This is a genomic window from Zhihengliuella halotolerans, assembly GCF_004217565.1.
Taxonomy (GTDB): domain Bacteria; phylum Actinomycetota; class Actinomycetes; order Actinomycetales; family Micrococcaceae; genus Zhihengliuella; species Zhihengliuella halotolerans.
This window is the reverse complement of record NZ_SHLA01000001.1, coordinates 238,898-257,045: the sequence shown is the minus strand read 5'-3', so window position 1 is coordinate 257,045 and position 18,148 is coordinate 238,898. Positions and strand designations below refer to the sequence as shown.

The following is an 18,148-nucleotide window of genomic DNA, read 5'->3' as shown; positions in this document are numbered from 1 at the left end:
GTCTAGTCCTCCTTCTTGCTCTGGTCAGCCACCGGGAGGCTCCCGGTCAGCTGGTCCTCGTGCGCCTTGATGGCGACGTACTCCGGATCGTCGTGCAGCAAGGACTTCCTGCTCCACGGCAGCATCGTGATGATCAGCGCCAGGATGACGATGCCCGCGGCCATGCCCCAGCCGAAGGTATTAAGCATCCACGCCGGGTAGCCCTCGTACGGCTCCGACAGGAACGTGTTGAACGCCTGGATGGAGATGTAGCCGAGGACGACGGGGCAGACGACGCCGATCAGCAGCATCCAGACCCGGCGCATCTTGACCGACCCGTACAGGTTGAGGTGGTCGGAAAGGATCGGCAGCTTGCGGAACACCCAGGCGACGAGGACCGTCGCGATGAATGCGCCGAAGAGGATGCCGAACTGGTTCACGAATGCGTCGGCGATGTCGAGCACGTACAGGCCCGTCGAACTCGCGAACAACAGGATAGAGATCAACGCCATCGGGATCGTGACCACGAGTGCCGACGTCCGGCGCGCCCAGCCCATCTTGTCCTTGACCGCGGAGATGATGACCTCGACGATCGACGTCAGCGACGTCAGTCCGGCGAAGACGAGCGAGCCGAAGAACAGGATGCCCAGCACGGAGCCGAACGGTGCCTCCGAGATGATCGTCGGGAAGGCGATGAATGCGAGCCCGATGCCCGCGGAAGCGGATTCGTCGACGGTGGACCCCGCGGCCGCGGCCATGAAGCCCAGCGCTGCGAAGACGCCGATGCCGGCCAGGATTTCGAAGCCCGAGTTGGCGAACGCGACGACCATGCCGGAGCCGGTCAGGTCCGTCTTGCGCTTCAGGTAGGACGAGTACGTGATCATGATGCCGAAAGCGATCGACAGCGAGAAGAAGATGTGGCCGTACGCGGCCGCCCACACCGCCGGGTTGGCCAGCGCCTCCCAGTTCGGCGTGAAGAAGGCGTTCAGGCCGTCGACGGCGCCGGGCAAGAACAGCGAGGAAATGACCAGCAGCACGAACATCACCACGAGCAGCGGCATGAAGATGCCGTTGGCGCGGGCGATGCCGCGGCGAACGCCGGCAACGAGGATCACGATCGCGATGAGCCAGACGGCGATCAGCGGCCACAGGACCTGCGGTACGTAGGACGTCGAGACTCCCGGATCACCGATTTCGAGGAACTCACTGAAGAAGAAGCCCTCGGCGTCGTCGCCCCACGACTGCCGGATGGAGAACCAGGCGTACATGCCGGCCCAGCCGATGATGACGGCGTAGTAGACGGCGATGATGAAGCACATGAGGACCTGCCACCAGCCGAGGAACTCAGCGGGGCGACTCATGCGCCGGTAGGCGAGAGGTGCGGAGCCACGGAACTTGTGGCCGATCGCGTAGTCGAGGAACAGCAGCGGGATGCCCGCGGACAGCAGGGCTGCCAGGTACGGGATCAGGAAGGCGCCTCCGCCGTTTTCGAACGCGACGTAGGGGAAACGCCAGATATTACCCAGTCCGACCGCCGATCCGATGGCGGAGAGGATAAACAGCTTGCGCGAGGAAAACGTCTCGCGCACGGCGGCTTTAGATTGGCCGCGGTGGCTAGGTGCAGTGCTCATACCTCTCAACGCTAGACGCGAGTGCGACGCCTCACATAAACATTTCACTTTAAGAAGCGTCACATTTCTACAACGCTCTGGGCGGTGACCTCTACAATCACCTATTCGGTGCACGTTCTCGCGCGCAATATTTGGCGCGTGCGCCGGTCCGACGGCCCTCGATTTCCGGATAGGATCTAGGTATGGCAGAGATGTTCGTGGACAAGTTCCGCTCCCTGGTCCCCAAGTACCTCGATGACCAGTGGGTGGCCGAGGACGGCCTGACCCCTGCCGAACTCGACGAGGCCCTTCAGGAGGCCGGCGTCGAGATCCCCCTTGTTCTGCGCGAGTTCTACCTCTCCCTCGGCGGCTGCGAAGACCTCATGGAGGCCTACCACTACTTCTGGGATCCCGAGGAGCTCGAGTACGACGACGGCTACCTCCTCTTCATGGAAGACGAGGAGGAGAAATACGTCTGGGGCATGCGTGTCGACCAGCTCGACGTTCCGGACCCGATCGTCTACCGCCGCAACAACCGCCGCAGCGCATGGCGCAGCGAGGAGGGGACGTTCAGCGAGTACGTCCTCGACATGTTCGACTGGGTCTTCGAGGAGCTCGAGCCCGAGCTCGACAGCTGAGCCGTGCCGCAGCAGTTCTGGGAATCGCACGCCCCCGCGGGCTACGAGTGTCCGTTCTGCGAGCTGCTCGCCGGCGAGATCATCTCGCCGTCCAATCTCTGCGCTCTCACGGATCTCGTCTACCGTGACTCTCTGGTCGCCGTCATCATGGCGTGCGACGGTTTCGGCCCCTACGGCGGGCACGCGATGGTCATCCCGGTCGATCACCTCGAGTCGCTCTACGACCTGCACGACGACGTCGGCGCGGCGGTCATGCGCGCGACCCGGGCCACCGCGCTCGCGATGAAACTCGCCTGGGATCCGGAGGGCACCTCCACCCGGCAGCACAACGAGCCCTCGGGCAACCAGCACGTCTGGCACTACCACCAGCACGTGTTCCCGCGCTACGGCGACGACATGCTCTACCGCCAGCTGCGCCACCGCGTGCCGGTCGAGGAACGCGCCCGCAAGGCCCGCGAGCTGTCGGCAGCGCTGGACCGGCTGGACTTCAGCGGCTGACGCCCTCGGCGAGAAAGGTCCGCACGGCAACGAGCGGTGCGGTCCTGCCCGCGCTCCGGAATCGGACGTGGTGGGAGAACTCGACGCATCGCAGCTCGCCGTCCCCGCCCGCGATGACGAGCCGGCCCGTGCAGCTGGCCAGCCGGCCGTGGGTGATGATGTCGTCCAGTTCGAGCCGTTGCACGGCCTCGTCCGGGCGGATGCGAGCAGCCAACGACCCGGCGCCCGGGTCCGCCCCGACGACGGTCCACAGCGCCGTTTCGGCGGACAGCCCGGCCAGCGCCGCGTCGTCGTTCCGGGCCCAGGCCGACACGATGTCGGCGACGACGAAGACCCGCGGCGCGTTGCCGCAGCCGGCGGGCAGCACCGTTTCCACGAGGCTCAGACTTCGCGGGTGACGACCGCGTCGGCGAAGGCGGCCAGGGAGGCCTTGACGGTGCCTTCGGGCAGTGGCGCGAGCGCCTCGACCGCCTTGCCGGCCCATTCATGGGCGACGTCCCACGCCTGCTGCGTCGCCGGGTGCGCCGCGACGGCCGCCACGGCGGCCGCCAGCGCCTCGTCGCTCGTCAGGTCACCGTCGACGAGTTCGAGCGCGGCGACGGCGGCATCGTCGCCCGCCGCGGCGGCCTCGCGCAACAGCAGCACGGGCATCGTCGGCACTCCCTCGCGCAGGTCCGTGCCCGGCGTCTTGCCGGAGCTGGCCGTGCCGCCGGTGAGGTCGATGACGTCGTCGGCGAGCTGGAAGGCCACGCCGACCCGCTCACCGTACTCGGCCATGATCTCGACGGCGCTGTCCACGCCCCCGAACATCGCGCCGAAGCGGCCCGACGCCGAGAGCAGCGACGCCGTCTTGTCCGCGATGACCTGCAGGTAGTGCTCGCGGGGGTCGTCGCCCTCGCGGGGTCCGATGGTCTCGTGCAGCTGGCCGAGGCACAGGCGCTCGAACGTGCGCGACTGGATCTTCACGGCCTCCGGGCCGAGCTCGGCGCCGGTGATCGAGGCGCGCGCGAAGATCAGGTCGCCCGCGAGGATGGCCACGGAGTTGCCCCACACCTCGTGCGCGGTCGGTGCGCCGCGGCGGTAGGGCGCGGAGTCCATGACGTCGTCGTGGTAGAGCGTCGCCAGGTGCGTAAGCTCGCAGACCGCGGCGGCCTTGACGACGTCGTCGTTCACCCCCTCCCCCAGCAGCGAGGACAGGATGACCAGCAGCGGACGGATGCGCTTGCCTCCGGCCTCGACGAGGTGGCGGCTCGTCGCATCGATGAGCGGATCCGAGTTGGCGACGGCGTCGCGCAGCAGCTTCTCGACGCGGGCCATGCCCTGGGAGATCGCGGGGCCGAAATCCGGGTCCTCCGCAACGGCGCGGAACCCGGCGGGCAGCTTGATGGTCGCGGCCAGCGCGGCCGTCTCCGGGTGCAGGTCCAGCTCCGTCGGCACCGAGTGCCCGGCGGAGGTCCAGTTGCTCTGAGCTTCAGTCACGTGTTTGCTGCCTCGGGATGTGAGTCTGGTGGCTTCGGTGGCGCCGCCCGTCGGGGTCGCCACCGTCCTCCACTGTAGTCGTATCGGCGGACCTTGCGGCCATCCGCCCGCTTCGCGGCGGGGCCGGAACGGTTCAGTAGCTCCTGCGGGAGGCGCGGCGGCGCAGGAACGCGGAGGCGCGGGCCGCGCGCTCCGGATCGGCCGCCGTCGTGCCCGGCTTGACGGCGCGGTGCACCGCGACGATCCCGCCGCTGAGATTCCGGTAGCGGCAATCGCGCCATCCGGCCTGCTCGATCCACGAGGCGAGCCGGTCCTGATCGGGCCAGGCGCGGATGGATTCGGCGAGGTAGACATAGGACTCCGGGTTGGAGGAGACCTTCTCCGCGATCGCCGGCAGCGCCTTCATCAGGTACTCCGTGTAGACAGTGCGGAAGGGCGCGAACGTCGGGTGCGAGAACTCGCACACCACGAGCGTGCCGCCCGGCTTCGTCACACGCGCCATCTCGCGCAGCGCCAGCTCCGGGTCGGAGACGTTGCGCAGGCCGAAACTAATCGTCACGGCGTCGAAGGTCTCATCGGCGAAGGGCAGGTTCGTCGCGTCGCCGGCGACGAAATCGATGTCGGGGCGGCGGCGCTTGCCGACCTGGAGCATGCCCAGGGAGAAGTCGCACGCCACGACGTGCACGCCGGCGTCGGCGTAGGGCTCCGACGAGGTGCCCGTGCCCGCGGCGAGGTCGAGCACGCGTTGGCCCGGTTCGGCGCCGACGGCCTCCACGACGATCTTGCGCCAGCGGCGATCCTGCCCGAGGGAGAGGATGTCATTGACGAGGTCGTAGCGCGGGGCCACGTCGTCGAACATGGCTTGTACTTCATCAGGGCGCTTCTGCAGCGTTGCTCGGCTCACGTTCTACATTGTCGCAAAACTGTCGGCCAGCAGGAAACGGCCCGTCTTCCCGGGCCCTGCGGGCCCCTCGCGGTACGACGGCGGCACCCCCGCCGCGCCCGGGCGCATCGAAACTCTGAAGTAGGCTTGGGGCACCATGACCCATGTTCTGTCTGCCGCGCTGCCCGATGAACAGCGGCACGCCCCCACCCTGCGCAGCGTCACGTTCGAACGCCCCGCGATGGCCGACGGCGGGCTCCTCGACTACGTCGTGAGGGGCGATTCGCTCGTGTGGGGCCGCCGCGGCGACGGCAAGGTCGGTTTCGGCGAAGTCGCCCGCTTCAGCGCGCGTGGCGCCGACCGGTTCGCGCGGGCGCGCGCGTGGTGGTCCGCCGTCGCGCAGTCAGTCGAGTCCGCCAACCCGATCGGGATACCCGGCACGGGCGCGCAGGCTTTCGCCTCGTTCGCGTTCGACGAAACCAGCCACTGGGTCTCCACGATGATCGTGCCGCGCCTCGTCGTCGGACGCCGCGGCGAGACGAGCTGGCTGACGATCATCAGCGCCGACCCCGCCGAGGAACTGAGCCTGCAGGCCGCCGAGGAGGAGCTCGCGGCGGAGCTCGACGCCGTCGACGAGGAGAGCGAGCTCTCGAGCGGCGGTTCGCTGGGCCCCGGCGTCGTCAGCGAAGAGGACTTTCGCACGGCCGTTACCGCCGGCGTGCGCGCGATCGAGTCGGGCGAGCTGACCAAACTGGTCCTGGCCCGCGATGCGGTCGCCGACCTCGACTCGCCGATCGCCGTCGCGCAGGTGCTGCGCGAGCTCGCGATGCGCTACGGCGACTGCTGGACCTACAGCGTGGACGGCCTTATCGGCGCGACGCCGGAGATGCTGGTCAGCGTCGAGGGCGCGACGGCGACGGCCCGCGTGCTCGCCGGCACCCTCGACCGCCGCTCGGCGCCCGCGGACCCCGAGTACCCGCGGCGCGTGCTCGCCGGCGACGAGAAGCAGCGGCACGAGCACCAGCTCGCGATCGACTCGCTCACGGCCGAGCTCGGACCGCTCGTGTCTCAGATGGTCGCGCCCGCCGAACCCTTCGTCCTGCAGCTGCCGAACGTCTGGCACCTCGCCTCGGACGTCGAGGCCCACCTGAACCCGTCCTACGACGGCCGCACGCCGACCGCGCTGGATCTCGCCGAGGTCCTGCACCCCACGGCCGCCGTGTGCGGGACGCCGACCCCTGCGGCCGCGGCAGCGATCCGCGAGTTGGAGGGCATGGACCGGGGCCCGTACGCGGGCCCGGTCGGCTGGGTCGACACCGACGGCAACGGCGAATTTGGGATCGCGCTGCGCGGCGGCGTCGTCGAATCCCCCACCCGCGTGCGGCTCTTCGCCGGTTGCGGCATCGTCAGCGCGTCGGAACCGGACGCCGAGCTGGCCGAATCGTGGGCGAAGATGCGCCCGATGCGTGAGGCTCTGAACCTCTAGCGAGACGAGCCCGAAATAGGGAGTTTTCCAAATAGAAAACTTTTAACCCTTCACAGTGAACTAGATCACGTCTATGCTCTACTGGAGGCAGTTTATTGCACGGCCCTACTGTGACCGCCGCTATAGAATGCCATGATCGGCGAGACCCGCCGCTCTCCCCAGCACCGACGAAAGACATCACACTCATGAAGACCTCTCCTCGCACTCTGAAGAGCCTCGCCGTCCTCGCGGCTGCTGGCCTGGCACTGACCGCATGTTCCTCAGGCGGGTCCGACGCAGATCCCTCGGAGGGCGGGGAAACGGGCCTCTCCCTCGTCAGCGAAGGTCAACTGACGGTCTGCTCGGAGATTCCCTACGAGCCGTTCGAGTTCACGGATGAGAACGGCGACATCGTCGGCTTCGATATGGATATCGCCACTGAAATCGCTGCGGATCTCGGACTCGAACGCGAGATCATCGCCGATTCCTTCGAGTCGATCCAGTCCGGACTGTCGTTCGGCAAGTGCGATATCTCCATCTCCTCCATCTCCATCACGGAGGAGCGCAAGGGCAATATGGACTTCTCCGACCCCTACATGGCCGATGACCTGACCCTCATCGCCGCCTCCGGCAGCGACGTCACGGACCTCGACAGCGCCAAGGACAAGAAGGTCGGGGTCCAGGACGGCACCACCGGAAAGAAGTACGCCGAGGAGAATGGCATCTCCCCCGTCGGCTTCGAAAGCACCGGCCTGCTGCTGCAGGCCCTCAAGTCCGGCACCGTGGACGCCGCCCTCGGCAACGCGTCCGTGCTCGGCTACGGCATCAAGGACGAGGCCGACATCAGCCGTGTCGAGGACTTCGCGACCGGCGAAGAGCTCGGCGTCTCGATCGAGAAGGGCGACGCCGCGATGCTCGAGGCAGTCAACGGAACTCTCCAGCGTTTGACCGATTCCGGGGAGATGGACGAGCTCAAGGCCAAGTGGTTCGGCGAGACCGAGTAATTCCGCGAACAACGAGTTCTATCGGCGTGGGGGTTCGCGCCTGCAGTAGCAGGTGCGAACCCCCACGCCACGATCGAAAGGCATTCCCATGGCGATGACCGCCCGTCAGCGCGCCAAAACCAGCAAGATCATCCAGATCGGCATCTTCGCTGCCGTCCTGCTGGTCCTCATCTTCACCATCGACTGGACCGCCACGGTTCGCGCATTCTTCGACTTCCCGGCGATCGCCGGCATGTTCCCGTCGGTCATTCTGATCGGCTTGAAGAACACCATCGTCTACACGCTGGTGTCCTTCGCCTTCGGACTCGTCCTCGGACTGCTCCTGGCCCTCATGAAAATGGCGAGCTTCGCCCCCTATCGCTGGATCGCCACCGGCTACATCGAGTTCTTCCGCGGCATCCCCGCACTGCTGGTGTTCATCACCTTCGGCCTCGGTGTTCCCGCGGCCTTCCCGGGAACCAGCTGGCCCGTCCTGATTGTGGTCATGGTCTCCCTCGGCCTCGTCGCGGCCGCTTACATCGCCGAGACCCTGCGCGCCGGACTGCAGGCCGTGCCGCGCGGGCAGTACGAAGCCGCCCGCTCACTCGGCATGCCCGGCTGGCGGGCCATGCTCACCATCATCATCCCGCAGGCCTTCAAGATCGTGCTGCCGCCCTTGACCAACGAGTTCATCCTGGTCACGAAGGACACCTCGCTGATCTACGTGATCGGGCTCGCCGCAAGCTACTACGACCTGACGAAGTTCGGACGCGACGGCATCACCCAGTTCGGTGCCGGCATCACGCCCCTCGTCGTCGCGGGCGCAATGTACCTGATCATCACCCTGCCGCTGAGCCAACTCTCGCGGAAGTTCGAGTCCCGTTCCGCCCGGACGAAGCGCTAGGAACGAGGAGGAATCATGAACGAAACCATCGACAAGCAGTTCCAGGCCGCCGGCGTCGTCATCGACGGGCTGCGCAAGTCCTACGGCCCGGTCGAGGTCCTCCAGGGAATCGACCTCGAGGTCGAACCCGGTCAGGTCGTGTGCCTCATCGGCCCGTCGGGCTCGGGCAAGTCGACGCTCCTGCGCTGTGTGAACCTGCTGGAGAAGCCCAACGGCGGGCGGATCGACGTGGGCGGGTACGACGTGACGGATCCCGATGTCGACGTCGACGAGATGCGCCGGCACGTGGGCATGGTGTTCCAGCAGTTCAACTTGTTCCCACACCTGACGGTGTTGGAGAACTGCACCGTCGCGCAGCTCAAGGTCCTCAAACGCAAGAAGTCAGAAGCCGAGGCGATCGCGCACAAGAACCTGACGAAGGTCGCGCTCGGGCATTTGGCCGACCGCTACCCGGATCAGCTCTCGGGCGGTCAGCAGCAGCGTGTGGCGATCGCGCGTGCCCTCTCCATGGACCCGAAGCTGATGCTCTTCGACGAGCCCACCTCGGCCCTCGACCCGGAGACCGTCGGTGAGGTCCTGTCCATCATGCGCAACCTGGCCAAGGACGGCATGACCATGCTGGTCGTGACCCACGAGATGGCATTCGCGCGCGACGTGGCCGACCGGGTCGTCTTCATGGACGGCGGCGTCGTCGTCGAATCCGGACCGGCCGCCCAAGTCATCAACAACCCGCAGACACCGCGCATGCAGGACTTCCTCAAGCGCGTGCTCGACCCGACCCACGTCGAGGTCGACGAGTAGCCTGCACGCTCACACGGCCAGGGCCCGTGCGACGGCGGCCGCGATCCGCTGAGCACGGGCCCTGACGTCTTTCCGGGACATCAAGACGTCGATAATGCGCCGCCCGGCGCCCCGCGGCGCCGACAGCACCGCGGCGAGCTCCGCCGTCGTGCGAACGGGTACGTAGGCGACGCCGTAGGCGGCCGCGATGGCCGCCAGATCGACCCCGTGCGGGGTCGCGAAGAACCGCTCGACCGCGTCGCCGTACGCGCGCGCCTCGTCGACCGCGCCGTGCTCCAGGGTGGAGAAAATCGCACCACCGGCGTCGTTGAGCACCACGACGTCCAGGTCCGGTTCCGCCTCGCCCGCGCCCAGATGGAGGCCGCCGACGTCGTGCAGGAAGGTCACGTCGCCAACGAGGAGCGTGGTCCGCTCCCCCGAGGCGATCGCGACGCCGGTGGCGGTCGCGAGCGTGCCGTCGATCCCGGCGAGGCCGCGATTGGCGAAGACGCGACGACCAGCGGTGACCGCCGCCGGGTCCGCCCAGAGGTCGGCGTCGCGCACCGCATTGGAGGAGCCGATCACGAGCGGGCCGCCATCAGCCGCCCAGACCGCGCGCGCCAGTCCCAGCCCGGTGAGGCCCCCGTCCTCGAGGTCGCCCGCGATGACGCGTGCGGCGACTCCGGCCGCGTCGCGCCACGCCTGCAGCCAACCCGGCGGCGCCGTCCCGGCGAACTCGGAGAGGCCGCGCAGGTCCGCGACGATCCGCTCGCGCCGCCGCCCCGGTTCGAACCACGCGACCGGCCCGGGCGCGTACAGTGCCGCGGGGACCGCCGGGTCGCCGAGCAGCCGCGCGACCGGGCGGCTCAGCGTCGGCCGGCCGAACACCACGACGGCCTCGATCGGCTCCGCCGCGCCGGAGAAGTGCCCGATCAGCAGCCGGTACGGGCCGATCGCGTGCGGGCCCGAGCGCGCGTTGGAGCTCGGCTCCGCGAGCAACGGCAGCCCGTGCGCCTCGGCGAAGCGGGCGGCCAGACTGCCGGCGTCGTGCCCGGCGATGACCACGGTGCGGCGGGCCGGGCCCCCCCGTGACACCGCGACATCGTGACGCGTCGCGCCCTCCCCCGCAGTGGAGGGAGCATCGCTCGGAGTGGGCACCCGCATCGATTCCCCGGGCTCGGGGGTGAGCGGGTCTCGAAACTCGAGATCGATCTGGACCGGACCGCGCGGCGCACCCAGCGCCGTCGCGGCCGCCCGCTGCACGGGACCGCGCGGGTCCTGGCCTGCCGGCACGACGACGGCGGTGCGCACGTGCGCTCCGAAGAGGCCGGCCTGCTGTGTGGTCTGGTTGGCGCCCGTTCCATGCAACTCGGCTGGCCGGTCGGCCGAGAGCACGATGAGCGGCACGGCCGCATGGTTGGCCTCCATCACGGCCGGCAGCAGCTCGCCCACCGCAGTGCCCGAGGTCGTCGCGACGGCCGCCGGCGCACCCGAGGCGAGGGACAATCCCAGGGCGGTGAAGCCGGCGTCGCGCTCGTCGATGCGCACGTGCACGGTCAGCAGGCCCGCAGCCTCTGCCTCCGCGGCCGCGTAGGCGAGGGGCGCGCTGCGCGAGCCGGGTGAGAGCACCAGGTGAACCACGCCGGCGGCGCGCAGCGTGTCGAGGACGGCACGGGCCGCCGCCATCGAATCGACGGCTGCTGGCGGGGCGGGACGGTCCGGTTCCATGGCTCCAATCCTAGGCGGGCCGGCACCGAGCCCGGGAACGGGCGCGGCCCCGCACCGGTCGTGGTGACCAGTGCGGGGCCGCTACCCGCCCGCGCCGGCGTCCGTGCGGACCCGTACGCCAGCCGGATGGCCGGGCGGCTACTTCTTGCGCGGCAGCGACTTGGCCTTCGCAGCGCGCTTGGCGTGCCCCACGCCCTTATTCCCGCGCGTGCTGAACACCTGCACGACCGACGGGCGCGGCCCGTAGAACTCGCCGGCGCGGACGTCCTCGCGGGAGGCCTTGAAGTCCGGGAACAGCGAGTACGGCTCGGCGTACGTTCCACCCTCGCCCGGGTGCTGGACGGCGACGAAGACCGAGTCTTCGCGGTCGTGGATGACGGGGCCGCAGGCCTCGGCGCCGGCCGGGACGGCCAGGAACTGCTCGACCTTTCCGCGCTCCGGCCCCGTGAGCTGCACCTTGTGGATCGCGTCACAGTAGCCGATCTTGCCCGGGGCGCCGTCCGTCGAGATCCAGAGGTTGCCCCGCGAGTCGAAGGCCAGATTGTCCGGGCAGGAGATGGGCGAGACCTTCTCGGGCGGGAAGCCCGAGAAGTAGGTCGTGTCGCTGACGGCCGGGTCGCCGGCGACGAGCAGGATGTTCCAGTCGAACGTCAGCGCGGCTGCGTCGTTGCCACGCTCGGTCAGCTCGATGATGTGGCCGTCTCGGTTGCCGTTGACCGGGTTCGCCTCGTCAGCGGGTGCGTTTCCTGCCTTGCCGCGATTGGAGTTGTTGGTCAGCGCGATGTAGAGCTTGCCCGTCGCCGGGTTCGGCTCGACGTCCTCCGGGCGGTCCATCTTGGTGGCGCCGGCCTTGTCGGCCGCGAGCCGGGTGTAGACGAGCACCTCCGCGACGCTCATCCCCGCGATGCGGGACGTGCCGTTCTTGACGAGCGGAAGCCATTCGCCGCCGCCGTCGAACGCGCCGTCGGACGGGACCGCGCCGGAGCCGTCGATCTCGGCGGCGCTGGTCTCGCTGAACTTCGCAACGTACAGGTCGCCCTCGGAGAGCAGCGTCATGTTGTGGGCCTTGTCGCCCTCGCGGTATTTGCCCTTGGAGATGAACTTGTAGACGTAGTCGAAGCGCTCGTCGTCACCCGAGTAGGCGACGACGCGACCGTCGGCGGCGATGTTGATGTTCGCCCCCTCGTGCTTGAAACGGCCCAGGGCGGTGTGCTTGACGGGCGTCGACGTCGGATCCTGCGGGTCGATCTCGACGATGTAGCCGAAGCGGTTGGTCTCGTTCTCGTACCCGGGGTTCTGCGCGCTGAACCGGGGGTCCAGCTTCTCCCAGCCGCGGCTGGGCGCGCCGGTGCCGATGCCGTAGCGGGCCTCCTCGGCCGTGCCGCGGCCCTGGAAGTACTGGTTGAAGTTCTCCTCGCCGGAGATGATCGTGCCCCACGGGGTGGTGCCGCCGGCGCAGTTGTTGTTGGTGCCCAGGACGGTCAGCCCCTCGGGATCCGCAACGGTCTTGACGAGGTCGGAACCGGCCGCGGGTCCGTCCAGGCGGAACGGCGTGGTGGCCGTGATGCGACGGTTGCGGGCGCCGCCGACGACGTACTCCCACTTCTGTCCCGCCTTGGCGCGCTTCAGCTCCACAACGGAGAAGCCGTGGGCAGCCCAGGCGATGCGGCGGGCCTCGTCCGCGTTCTCCGCCTGCCAGGCCGGGTCGAACATCATGTACTCGTTGGTGTACTCGTGGTTGCAGACCAGCACGCCGGTCCGTCCGTTGCCGCGATCGGCCAGGATGTTCAGGTAGTCGTTGTTGTACCCGAACTGCTGCTCCTGCGCAGCCGCCGTCTGGTTGGCGCCGTCGAAGACGGGAGCGTCGTGGAAGAGCGGGTCGCCCCAGCGGATGATGGGCGCCCAGTCGTACCCCTCGGGAACGGTCACGGTGTCGACCGTGCGCTCCACCGGGTCGATGGCGTTGAACGACAGCTTGCCGCCGCCCTTCCCGAAGCCGCCGAAGTCAGCGGAGGCCGACGGCGCGTTCGCGATCTGCGGGCCGACGACGACGGCCGCAGCGGCGACGCCGCCGAGCCCGAGCGCGGCGCGGCGGGACATGGCCTTGTCGGCGATGTCCCGGAAGTAGGAGTTGGAACTGGTGTTGCAGACGGCCTGGGCGCAGGCGTCGCCGCACTTGAAGTGGCAGGTCATGGCGTCACGGTTGCCACGCGTGTGACCGGCCATCGGCAGGAGCTGGAGGAAGTTGCGGGGGAGGCTCATTCGGTGGTCCTTCTCAGAGATGCTTGGTGATTGGTGGCCAGCCCAAGGTCGCATCTTCAAGATAAGCGCAGGTCACCGCGACATGAACCGCAGCCCCCGATCAATTCACCAACAGTTCATGACACCGCCGCAGTCGCTCCAGCCACCACGCGACCCGCTCCGGTGGAGCCGCGTGGAGCCGCAGCAGATCCGGGTCCGCCGCCACGCGGCGCAGGTCCAGCTCCCCGCCCCGCGCGACGTAGGGATCGGCGACGACGTCGCCGCCGAAGAGGGAGACGGTTGCGAGGCCGCACGCATACGGCAGTTCGGGAAGCGCGGCTGCGAGCGCCGCGCCGGCCCGCGTCCCCACCGACGTGTCCAAGGCGGAGCTGACGACGGCGGGCAGCCCCGCGTCCGCGACGATCCGCAGCGCCCGCGTCACTCCCCCGAGTGGCTGAGCCTTGATGACGATCAGATCGGCGGCGCCGATGCGTGCCACGCGCAGCGGATCGTCTTCCTTGCGCACAGCCTCATCGGCAGCGATCAGCACCGGCAGTTGTCGCCGTTGCAGTTCCACGCGCAGCTCGGCCAGCGGCTCGACTCCGGGGACCGGCTGCTCGGCGTACTGCAGCGTGAATTCGGCCAGCGCCTCGAGCGCGGCGAGCGCCTCGTCGTGATCCCACCCTCCGTTGGCGTCGATGCGCAGGTGCGCCGACGGCAGCAGGCGCCGCACCTCGGCGACGCGGGCGACGTCGTCGTGCAGGCTCTGCCCGCGCTCGGCCACCTTGACCTTGACGGTGTGTGCGGCGTCGTAGCGCCCGAGCACGGAGGCGACGTCGGCGGTTGCGACCGCGGGCACGGTCGCGTTGACGGGGACGGCGGCGCGCACGGGCTCCGGGAAGCCGGACCAGCCCGCCTCGAGCGCACAGCGCAGCCACGCGGCGGCCTCGGGGTCGCCGTACTCGAGGAACGGGGAGAACTCGGAATCACCGGCGGGGCCGCGCAGGATCACCGCCTCGCGGTGAGTGACGCCGCGGAAGCGGACCTTCAGCGGCAGGGTCACGACGTGCGCTGCGGCCAGCACCTCCGACAGCTCCGGGAGCGGCTGCGCGGGGCTCGGCTTCTCCTGAGGCATGCCCCACACTCTATCGGCCGCTACCGCGATACGGGTTGAACTCGTGGCATGCTGAGGTCGATGAATCACGTCAGTCAGGTCCGCGATGACGCCCGCATCGCCAGGCCGTTGGGTTGGTTGGTGGCGCTGGTCTTCGCCGGTGCCGCGTTCGCCGCCGTCTACGCGTTCTTTATTCTCAGCCCCGTGGGGCAGCAGATTGACGAGAACGCGCTCCTCGGCGCGCACCGGTACCTCGAGCAGCAGGACATCGCCCGCGAGCCGGCCATGGTCTTCTTGGGCAAGCTGCCGCAGATCTCGGCCCTGCTGGGGTCGATCGCCCTGCTGGTCTCGGCGGTCGTGCACCGCTCGGTGGCCGCCCCGCTGATCACGCTGGCGGGGATGGGCGCTGCCGTCCTGTGCACCCAGATCCTCAAGCATGTGATCCTCGACCGCCCGGACATGGGCATCTCCGCGGCGACGATCAATTCCTTCCCCTCGGGGCACACGACCCTCGCAACCGCCTCCATGGTGGCGATCTTCTGCATGGTCACCCCGCGGTGGCGGCCCCTCATCGCGTGCCTGGGCGGCGTCTACGCGGCGCTGGCCGGAGCCGCGACGCTCGTCCTCGGATGGCACCGTCCGGCTGATATCGTCGGCGCGTTCCTGATCGTCCTCTGGTTCTCGCTGGTCACCGGCTGGGTTCTCACGCTGGCCGTTCCGCGCTGGAACCGGTGGCGGACGCTGCGCTTCTGGGGCGCGGCACGCGGCTGGCGCGCCGCGATGCACGTGCCGGGGCTGCTGGCCCTCGCGGCGTCCATCGTGCTGTTCGCCGTGCTCCCGCCGGTCGAGACGGGTGAGAACTACCGGCTGCTGCTCGGCTTCCTCGGCGGGGGCGTCCTCATGATCGGCGGCGCCGCACTGACCTTGTTCGGGCTGATGAACGAGGTCTTCATGTATCAATCGCGCGAGCGCGGCAGGAAGTAGGCGAAAACGCCCGTGCCGACGAAAGCGGCCGCGGCGACGACGAAGATGCCCGCCCCGAGAGTCGCGACCGCCGTCACGGCGGAAAGCGCGACGGGACCGGCCATCATGCCCGCGTCCGTCAGCAGGCGCCAGATGCCCAGGAACTGGGGCCGTGCATGGGCGGGCGCGTAGTCGGCGCCGAGCGTCATGACGATCCCCGTGCCGAGCCCGTTGCCGAACCCCATGAGCGCGCCGACCCACGCCAGCGCCTGCACATCGGCCGCCAACGGCAGCAGCGCCAGCGCGACGCCGAGTAGCAGCAGGCACGGCACCGCCGAGTAGATCCGGCCGAACCGGTCCATCACGTGCCCCGCAGGGTAGAAGACGATCACGTCGACCGCCGCCGAGATGCCGTAGACGACGGCGGCCATCGTCGCGTCGAGGCCGAGGTGGTCGGACCAGAGCGGCAGCACGACGTTGCGCGTGGCGCGCACCGCAGCGAGCACGAACACTCCGATCCCGACCGTCGCGTACGTGCGCGCGTGCTCGCGCGCGATCCGGCGCATCGACTCCGGCCGCGGCGCACCCGCCGGCGCGCCAGAAGCGGCGCGGACCACCGTCGTCGTGCCGGTTCCCCCGGCGCGTGCCGGCAGGTCGGGAACGGCGAACCCGACGACGGCGGCACCGGCCATCGCAACGAAACCCACCCAGTAGGCTCCGGCGAGGCCGAGCGGAACCATCACGGCAGCCGACAGGAACGGCCCCACGAACGCCCCGATGCGCAGGGTGCCACCGAGCGTCGACATGGCGCGGGCGCGGAAGTAGGCGGGGACGGCCTCGGCGAGGTAGCTCTGGCGGGCCAGATTGAACACGGAGCCGGCCATACCGACGAGCAGGACGGCGCTCGAAAGCACCCACAGATTCGGTGACACGATGGCGGCGACCATGGCGACGGCGGCCACCGCGGCGGCAACGATCATCGACACCCGCTCGCCGAACCGGGACGTCAGCAGAGCCGCGGGCACGTTCATCACGAGTGAGCCCACGCCCACGAGCGTGACGACGAGTGCGGAGGCCGAGACGCTCGCGCCGGCGTCGAGCGCGCTCAGCGCGATGACTGGCATGATCGCGCCGAGCCCCAGGGCGTACAACAGGGACGGCCCGTAGACCCTCAGTCCGAGGTCGCGGAGACCGAAACCACCCGTGCCCGGCACGGGGGTCAGTGCGGCATGATGGTGTCCGCGGGAGTCTCCGTCGCTTTGAGTCGCAGGATGAGATGGCGTGACTGGGTTGGCCCGTACGGCAGGACCGGGACGGCCTTGGTGTAGTCCACGGAGGCCTCGTGGATGGCCGTGTTGCACATCCGGATCGCCTGGCGGAGGTTGCGCAGCTGCGAGCGCACGTAGTCCTGGTCGACGACGCGGCCGTGGCCCGGGACGACCACCGAATAGAGCTCGTCGATGGCGATCATCTTGCCCAGGGTCTTGCGCCACTCGTACGGGTAGGAGTCCTCGAACTCGGGGTGCGTGCCCTCTTCGACGAGGTCACCGGCGAAGAGCACATTGCCCGAGCCGATGAGCAGATCGCCGGCGGTGTGACCGCGGCCGAGGTGGAAGAGCGTGACTGTGTATCCGCCGAGGTCGAGATCGACGGGTTCGTCAGCCACGGTGCAATTCGGCAGGCGCAGCTCGGTGTGCTCGCCCGCGGCGGCGGCCATGTCCGGCTCGCTGCCGGCGACGAGCGCACGCTGCTTCTCGCCGGTCGCCTCCATCGCCTCGACGGCGGCCGCGTGGGCCCAGATGTCCTCGACGCCGTGCGCCGCGAAGTACGCGTTGCCGAAGAAGTGGTCCGCGTGCGCGTGGGTGTTGACGGCAACGAGGGGAAGGTCCGTGATCTCACGAACGGCGGCGTGGATGGTCGCGGCCTCACCCGGACCGGCTCCGGTGTCGATGACGACGGCCTTCTCATCGCCGATGACAAGCCCGATATTCGCCTTGAACGCCGGCAGCGTCAGAACATACGTCCGATCGCCGACGCGCTCCCAACTCGATTCCGTGGGCCCCTGAGTCATCGTTGTCCTTCCGCCGCGCTGAAATCCTTGAGTTCCAGCCTAACGCTTCGGACACATGGCGCGCTGTCATGACGCCACACGCGCCGAACGACGACGGCCGGCGGGCCGCGGGTCCATCTCCCGCCGCCCGCCGGCCGGCGGTGCTCTCCATTTGACGACACAACACCGCGGGCCTGGCGAGCCGCCCGATGCCGGTATCGTTCCCCGCCAGACTACTCGACGACAAAGAATTACGAAAGGGCTTTACATCTTAATCAGGTAAGGCTAGGCTAAATCTTGCTTGGTAAGTGGTGATGCTGGCGGTTCGAGCCTCTCTGCGGCCATGGGCTTGGTACCCCGTGGTCGCCCCACCTTCGCAACGAGTCCCCCACAACGGCGGGGCCGCGAAGGGTGGGAATCGAGAACTCGGGCCGCCAGCAGTTTTTAAGTCCCGGCGTTCCGGCGAGGCCGCCTATGCTGGGTGTCAGAACGTTCCTCGTCAAGGAGTTGCCATGTCACGCATTATTTCCACGGGCCTCGTGAAGGCCGGACTGCTCATGGGCTACAAAGTCGCCAGCGAGACGGGCGACCGCCAAGCCGGCGGCACCGTCCTCGCCGCCTGCGGCGTCGCGGCCTTCACCGTATGGCAGCGCGACGCCGGCACCGCCCGTGCCGCCGCGCTCACCGGGACGTACGTCGCAGCCTTCGGACTCTCGCACCCGCTGGCCAAGAAGATCGGCGCCCGGCCCGCGGTCTTCGCCGTCACGGGCGCCACGGCTCTCGCCTCGATGATCTTCGGCGGGCGGAAGAAGACGCGCGAGACGCGCTGACCT

The 18,148-nt window shown here is 68.9% G+C and carries 17 protein-coding genes; 8 read left to right on the top strand and 9 right to left on the bottom strand.

Annotated features, from left to right (window positions below):
* Positions 1–2 precede the first annotated feature (2 nt).
* On the bottom strand, positions 3–1,610 hold the full coding sequence (locus tag EV380_RS01105; RefSeq protein WP_102160618.1) for a sodium-dependent transporter: 1,608 nt from the start codon (positions 1,608–1,610) through the stop codon (positions 3–5).
* A gap of 182 nt (positions 1,611–1,792) precedes the next feature.
* Between EV380_RS01105 and EV380_RS01100 the strand changes: the two genes are divergently transcribed.
* Positions 1,793–2,227: an SMI1/KNR4 family protein gene (locus tag EV380_RS01100; protein WP_130448755.1), complete on the top strand. Its 435-nt coding sequence runs from the start codon at positions 1,793–1,795 to the stop codon at positions 2,225–2,227.
* A gap of 3 nt (positions 2,228–2,230) precedes the next feature.
* Positions 2,231–2,725 (top strand): HIT family protein, encoded by a 495-nt coding sequence (locus tag EV380_RS01095; RefSeq protein WP_130448753.1) that lies wholly within the window; start codon positions 2,231–2,233, stop codon positions 2,723–2,725.
* Here EV380_RS01095 and EV380_RS01090 read toward each other — a convergent pair.
* The 3 genes from EV380_RS01090 to EV380_RS01080 form a co-directional block, all read right to left on the bottom strand.
* The gene (locus EV380_RS01090; RefSeq protein ID WP_130448751.1) at positions 2,715–3,101 is read right to left on the bottom strand and encodes a hypothetical protein; all 387 of its coding nucleotides are present in this window, start codon (positions 3,099–3,101) and stop codon (positions 2,715–2,717) included. The two genes, EV380_RS01095 and EV380_RS01090, sit on opposite strands and share 11 nt — an antisense overlap.
* Positions 3,102–3,106: 5 nt before the next feature.
* On the bottom strand, positions 3,107–4,204 hold the full coding sequence (locus EV380_RS01085; RefSeq protein WP_130448749.1) for a polyprenyl synthetase family protein: 1,098 nt from the start codon (positions 4,202–4,204) through the stop codon (positions 3,107–3,109).
* 133 nt (positions 4,205–4,337) lie between these two features.
* Positions 4,338–5,108 carry a demethylmenaquinone methyltransferase gene (locus tag EV380_RS01080; RefSeq protein WP_102160630.1) on the bottom strand — a complete coding sequence of 257 codons (771 nt, stop codon included), beginning with the start codon at positions 5,106–5,108 and terminating at the stop codon, positions 4,338–4,340.
* A gap of 136 nt (positions 5,109–5,244) precedes the next feature.
* Here EV380_RS01080 and EV380_RS01075 point away from each other — a divergent pair, with 136 nt between their 5' ends.
* The 4 genes from EV380_RS01075 (at position 5,245) to EV380_RS01060 (ending at position 9,240) form a co-directional block, all read left to right on the top strand.
* Complete coding sequence (locus tag EV380_RS01075; RefSeq protein WP_130448747.1) at positions 5,245–6,573, top strand: isochorismate synthase; 1,329 nt, start codon at positions 5,245–5,247, stop codon at positions 6,571–6,573.
* A gap of 185 nt (positions 6,574–6,758) precedes the next feature.
* Positions 6,759–7,556, top strand: coding sequence for a substrate-binding periplasmic protein (locus EV380_RS01070; RefSeq protein WP_130448745.1), 798 nt, complete (start codon positions 6,759–6,761; stop codon positions 7,554–7,556).
* 88 nt (positions 7,557–7,644) lie between these two features.
* Positions 7,645–8,439 (top strand): amino acid ABC transporter permease, encoded by a 795-nt coding sequence (locus tag EV380_RS01065; protein WP_130448743.1) that lies wholly within the window; start codon positions 7,645–7,647, stop codon positions 8,437–8,439.
* A 15-nt stretch (positions 8,440–8,454) separates the two neighbouring features.
* Entirely contained in the window at positions 8,455–9,240 is a 786-nt protein-coding gene (locus EV380_RS01060) for an amino acid ABC transporter ATP-binding protein (protein ID WP_130448741.1), read from the top strand.
* A gap of 9 nt (positions 9,241–9,249) precedes the next feature.
* Here EV380_RS01060 and menD read toward each other — a convergent pair whose 3' ends face one another.
* The 3 genes from menD to EV380_RS01045 all read right to left on the bottom strand — a co-directional run bounded on the left by menD (position 9,250) and on the right by EV380_RS01045 (position 14,323).
* Positions 9,250–10,947 carry a 2-succinyl-5-enolpyruvyl-6-hydroxy-3-cyclohexene-1-carboxylic-acid synthase gene (menD, locus tag EV380_RS01055; protein ID WP_130448739.1) on the bottom strand — a complete coding sequence of 566 codons (1,698 nt, stop codon included), beginning with the start codon at positions 10,945–10,947 and terminating at the stop codon, positions 9,250–9,252.
* A gap of 138 nt (positions 10,948–11,085) precedes the next feature.
* Complete coding sequence (locus EV380_RS01050) at positions 11,086–13,209, bottom strand: PhoX family protein (RefSeq protein ID WP_130448737.1); 2,124 nt, start codon at positions 13,207–13,209, stop codon at positions 11,086–11,088.
* Between the two features lie 100 nt (positions 13,210–13,309).
* Positions 13,310–14,323: an o-succinylbenzoate synthase gene (locus EV380_RS01045; RefSeq protein ID WP_130448735.1), complete on the bottom strand. Its 1,014-nt coding sequence runs from the start codon at positions 14,321–14,323 to the stop codon at positions 13,310–13,312.
* 60 nt (positions 14,324–14,383) lie between these two features.
* On the opposite strand from EV380_RS01045, the gene EV380_RS01040 reads away from it, so the two are divergent.
* Complete coding sequence (locus EV380_RS01040; protein ID WP_130448733.1) at positions 14,384–15,286, top strand: phosphatase PAP2 family protein; 903 nt, start codon at positions 14,384–14,386, stop codon at positions 15,284–15,286.
* On the opposite strand, the gene EV380_RS01035 is transcribed toward EV380_RS01040, so the two are convergent.
* Both EV380_RS01035 and EV380_RS01030 read right to left on the bottom strand, forming a co-directional pair.
* Positions 15,259–16,488 (bottom strand): MFS transporter, encoded by a 1,230-nt coding sequence (locus EV380_RS01035; RefSeq protein ID WP_423219037.1) that lies wholly within the window; start codon positions 16,486–16,488, stop codon positions 15,259–15,261. The two genes, EV380_RS01040 and EV380_RS01035, sit on opposite strands and share 28 nt — an antisense overlap.
* Positions 16,485–17,336 (bottom strand): MBL fold metallo-hydrolase, encoded by an 852-nt coding sequence (locus EV380_RS01030; protein ID WP_130448731.1) that lies wholly within the window; start codon positions 17,334–17,336, stop codon positions 16,485–16,487. The genes EV380_RS01035 and EV380_RS01030 overlap by 4 nt, the downstream gene beginning before the upstream one ends.
* A 491-nt stretch (positions 17,337–17,827) precedes the next feature.
* Here EV380_RS01030 and EV380_RS01025 point away from each other — a divergent pair, with 491 nt between their 5' ends.
* Positions 17,828–18,145, top strand: a complete 318-nt coding sequence (locus EV380_RS01025) for a hypothetical protein (protein WP_130448729.1) — start codon at positions 17,828–17,830, stop codon at positions 18,143–18,145.
* The last annotated feature ends 3 nt before the right edge of the window (positions 18,146–18,148 follow it).

Bases quoted from the DNA above. Each gene is read 5' to 3' on its own strand.
- EV380_RS01070 (WP_130448745.1), top strand. From the start codon at position 6,759: ATGAAGACCTCTCCTCGCACTCTGAAGAGCCTCGCCGTCCTCGCGGCT.
- EV380_RS01075 (WP_130448747.1), top strand. From the start codon at position 5,245: ATGACCCATGTTCTGTCTGCCGCGCTGCCCGATGAACAGCGGCACGCC.
- EV380_RS01050 (WP_130448737.1), bottom strand. From the start codon at position 13,209: ATGAGCCTCCCCCGCAACTTCCTCCAGCTCCTGCCGATGGCCGGTCAC.
- EV380_RS01025 (WP_130448729.1), top strand. From the start codon at position 17,828: ATGTCACGCATTATTTCCACGGGCCTCGTGAAGGCCGGACTGCTCATG.
- EV380_RS01065 (WP_130448743.1), top strand. From the start codon at position 7,645: ATGGCGATGACCGCCCGTCAGCGCGCCAAAACCAGCAAGATCATCCAG.
- EV380_RS01060 (WP_130448741.1), top strand. From the start codon at position 8,455: ATGAACGAAACCATCGACAAGCAGTTCCAGGCCGCCGGCGTCGTCATC.
- EV380_RS01100 (WP_130448755.1), top strand. From the start codon at position 1,793: ATGGCAGAGATGTTCGTGGACAAGTTCCGCTCCCTGGTCCCCAAGTAC.
- menD (WP_130448739.1), bottom strand. From the start codon at position 10,947: ATGGAACCGGACCGTCCCGCCCCGCCAGCAGCCGTCGATTCGATGGCG.
- EV380_RS01105 (WP_102160618.1), bottom strand. From the start codon at position 1,610: ATGAGCACTGCACCTAGCCACCGCGGCCAATCTAAAGCCGCCGTGCGC.
- EV380_RS01030 (WP_130448731.1), bottom strand. From the start codon at position 17,336: ATGACTCAGGGGCCCACGGAATCGAGTTGGGAGCGCGTCGGCGATCGG.
- EV380_RS01040 (WP_130448733.1), top strand. From the start codon at position 14,384: ATGAATCACGTCAGTCAGGTCCGCGATGACGCCCGCATCGCCAGGCCG.
- EV380_RS01045 (WP_130448735.1), bottom strand. From the start codon at position 14,323: ATGCCTCAGGAGAAGCCGAGCCCCGCGCAGCCGCTCCCGGAGCTGTCG.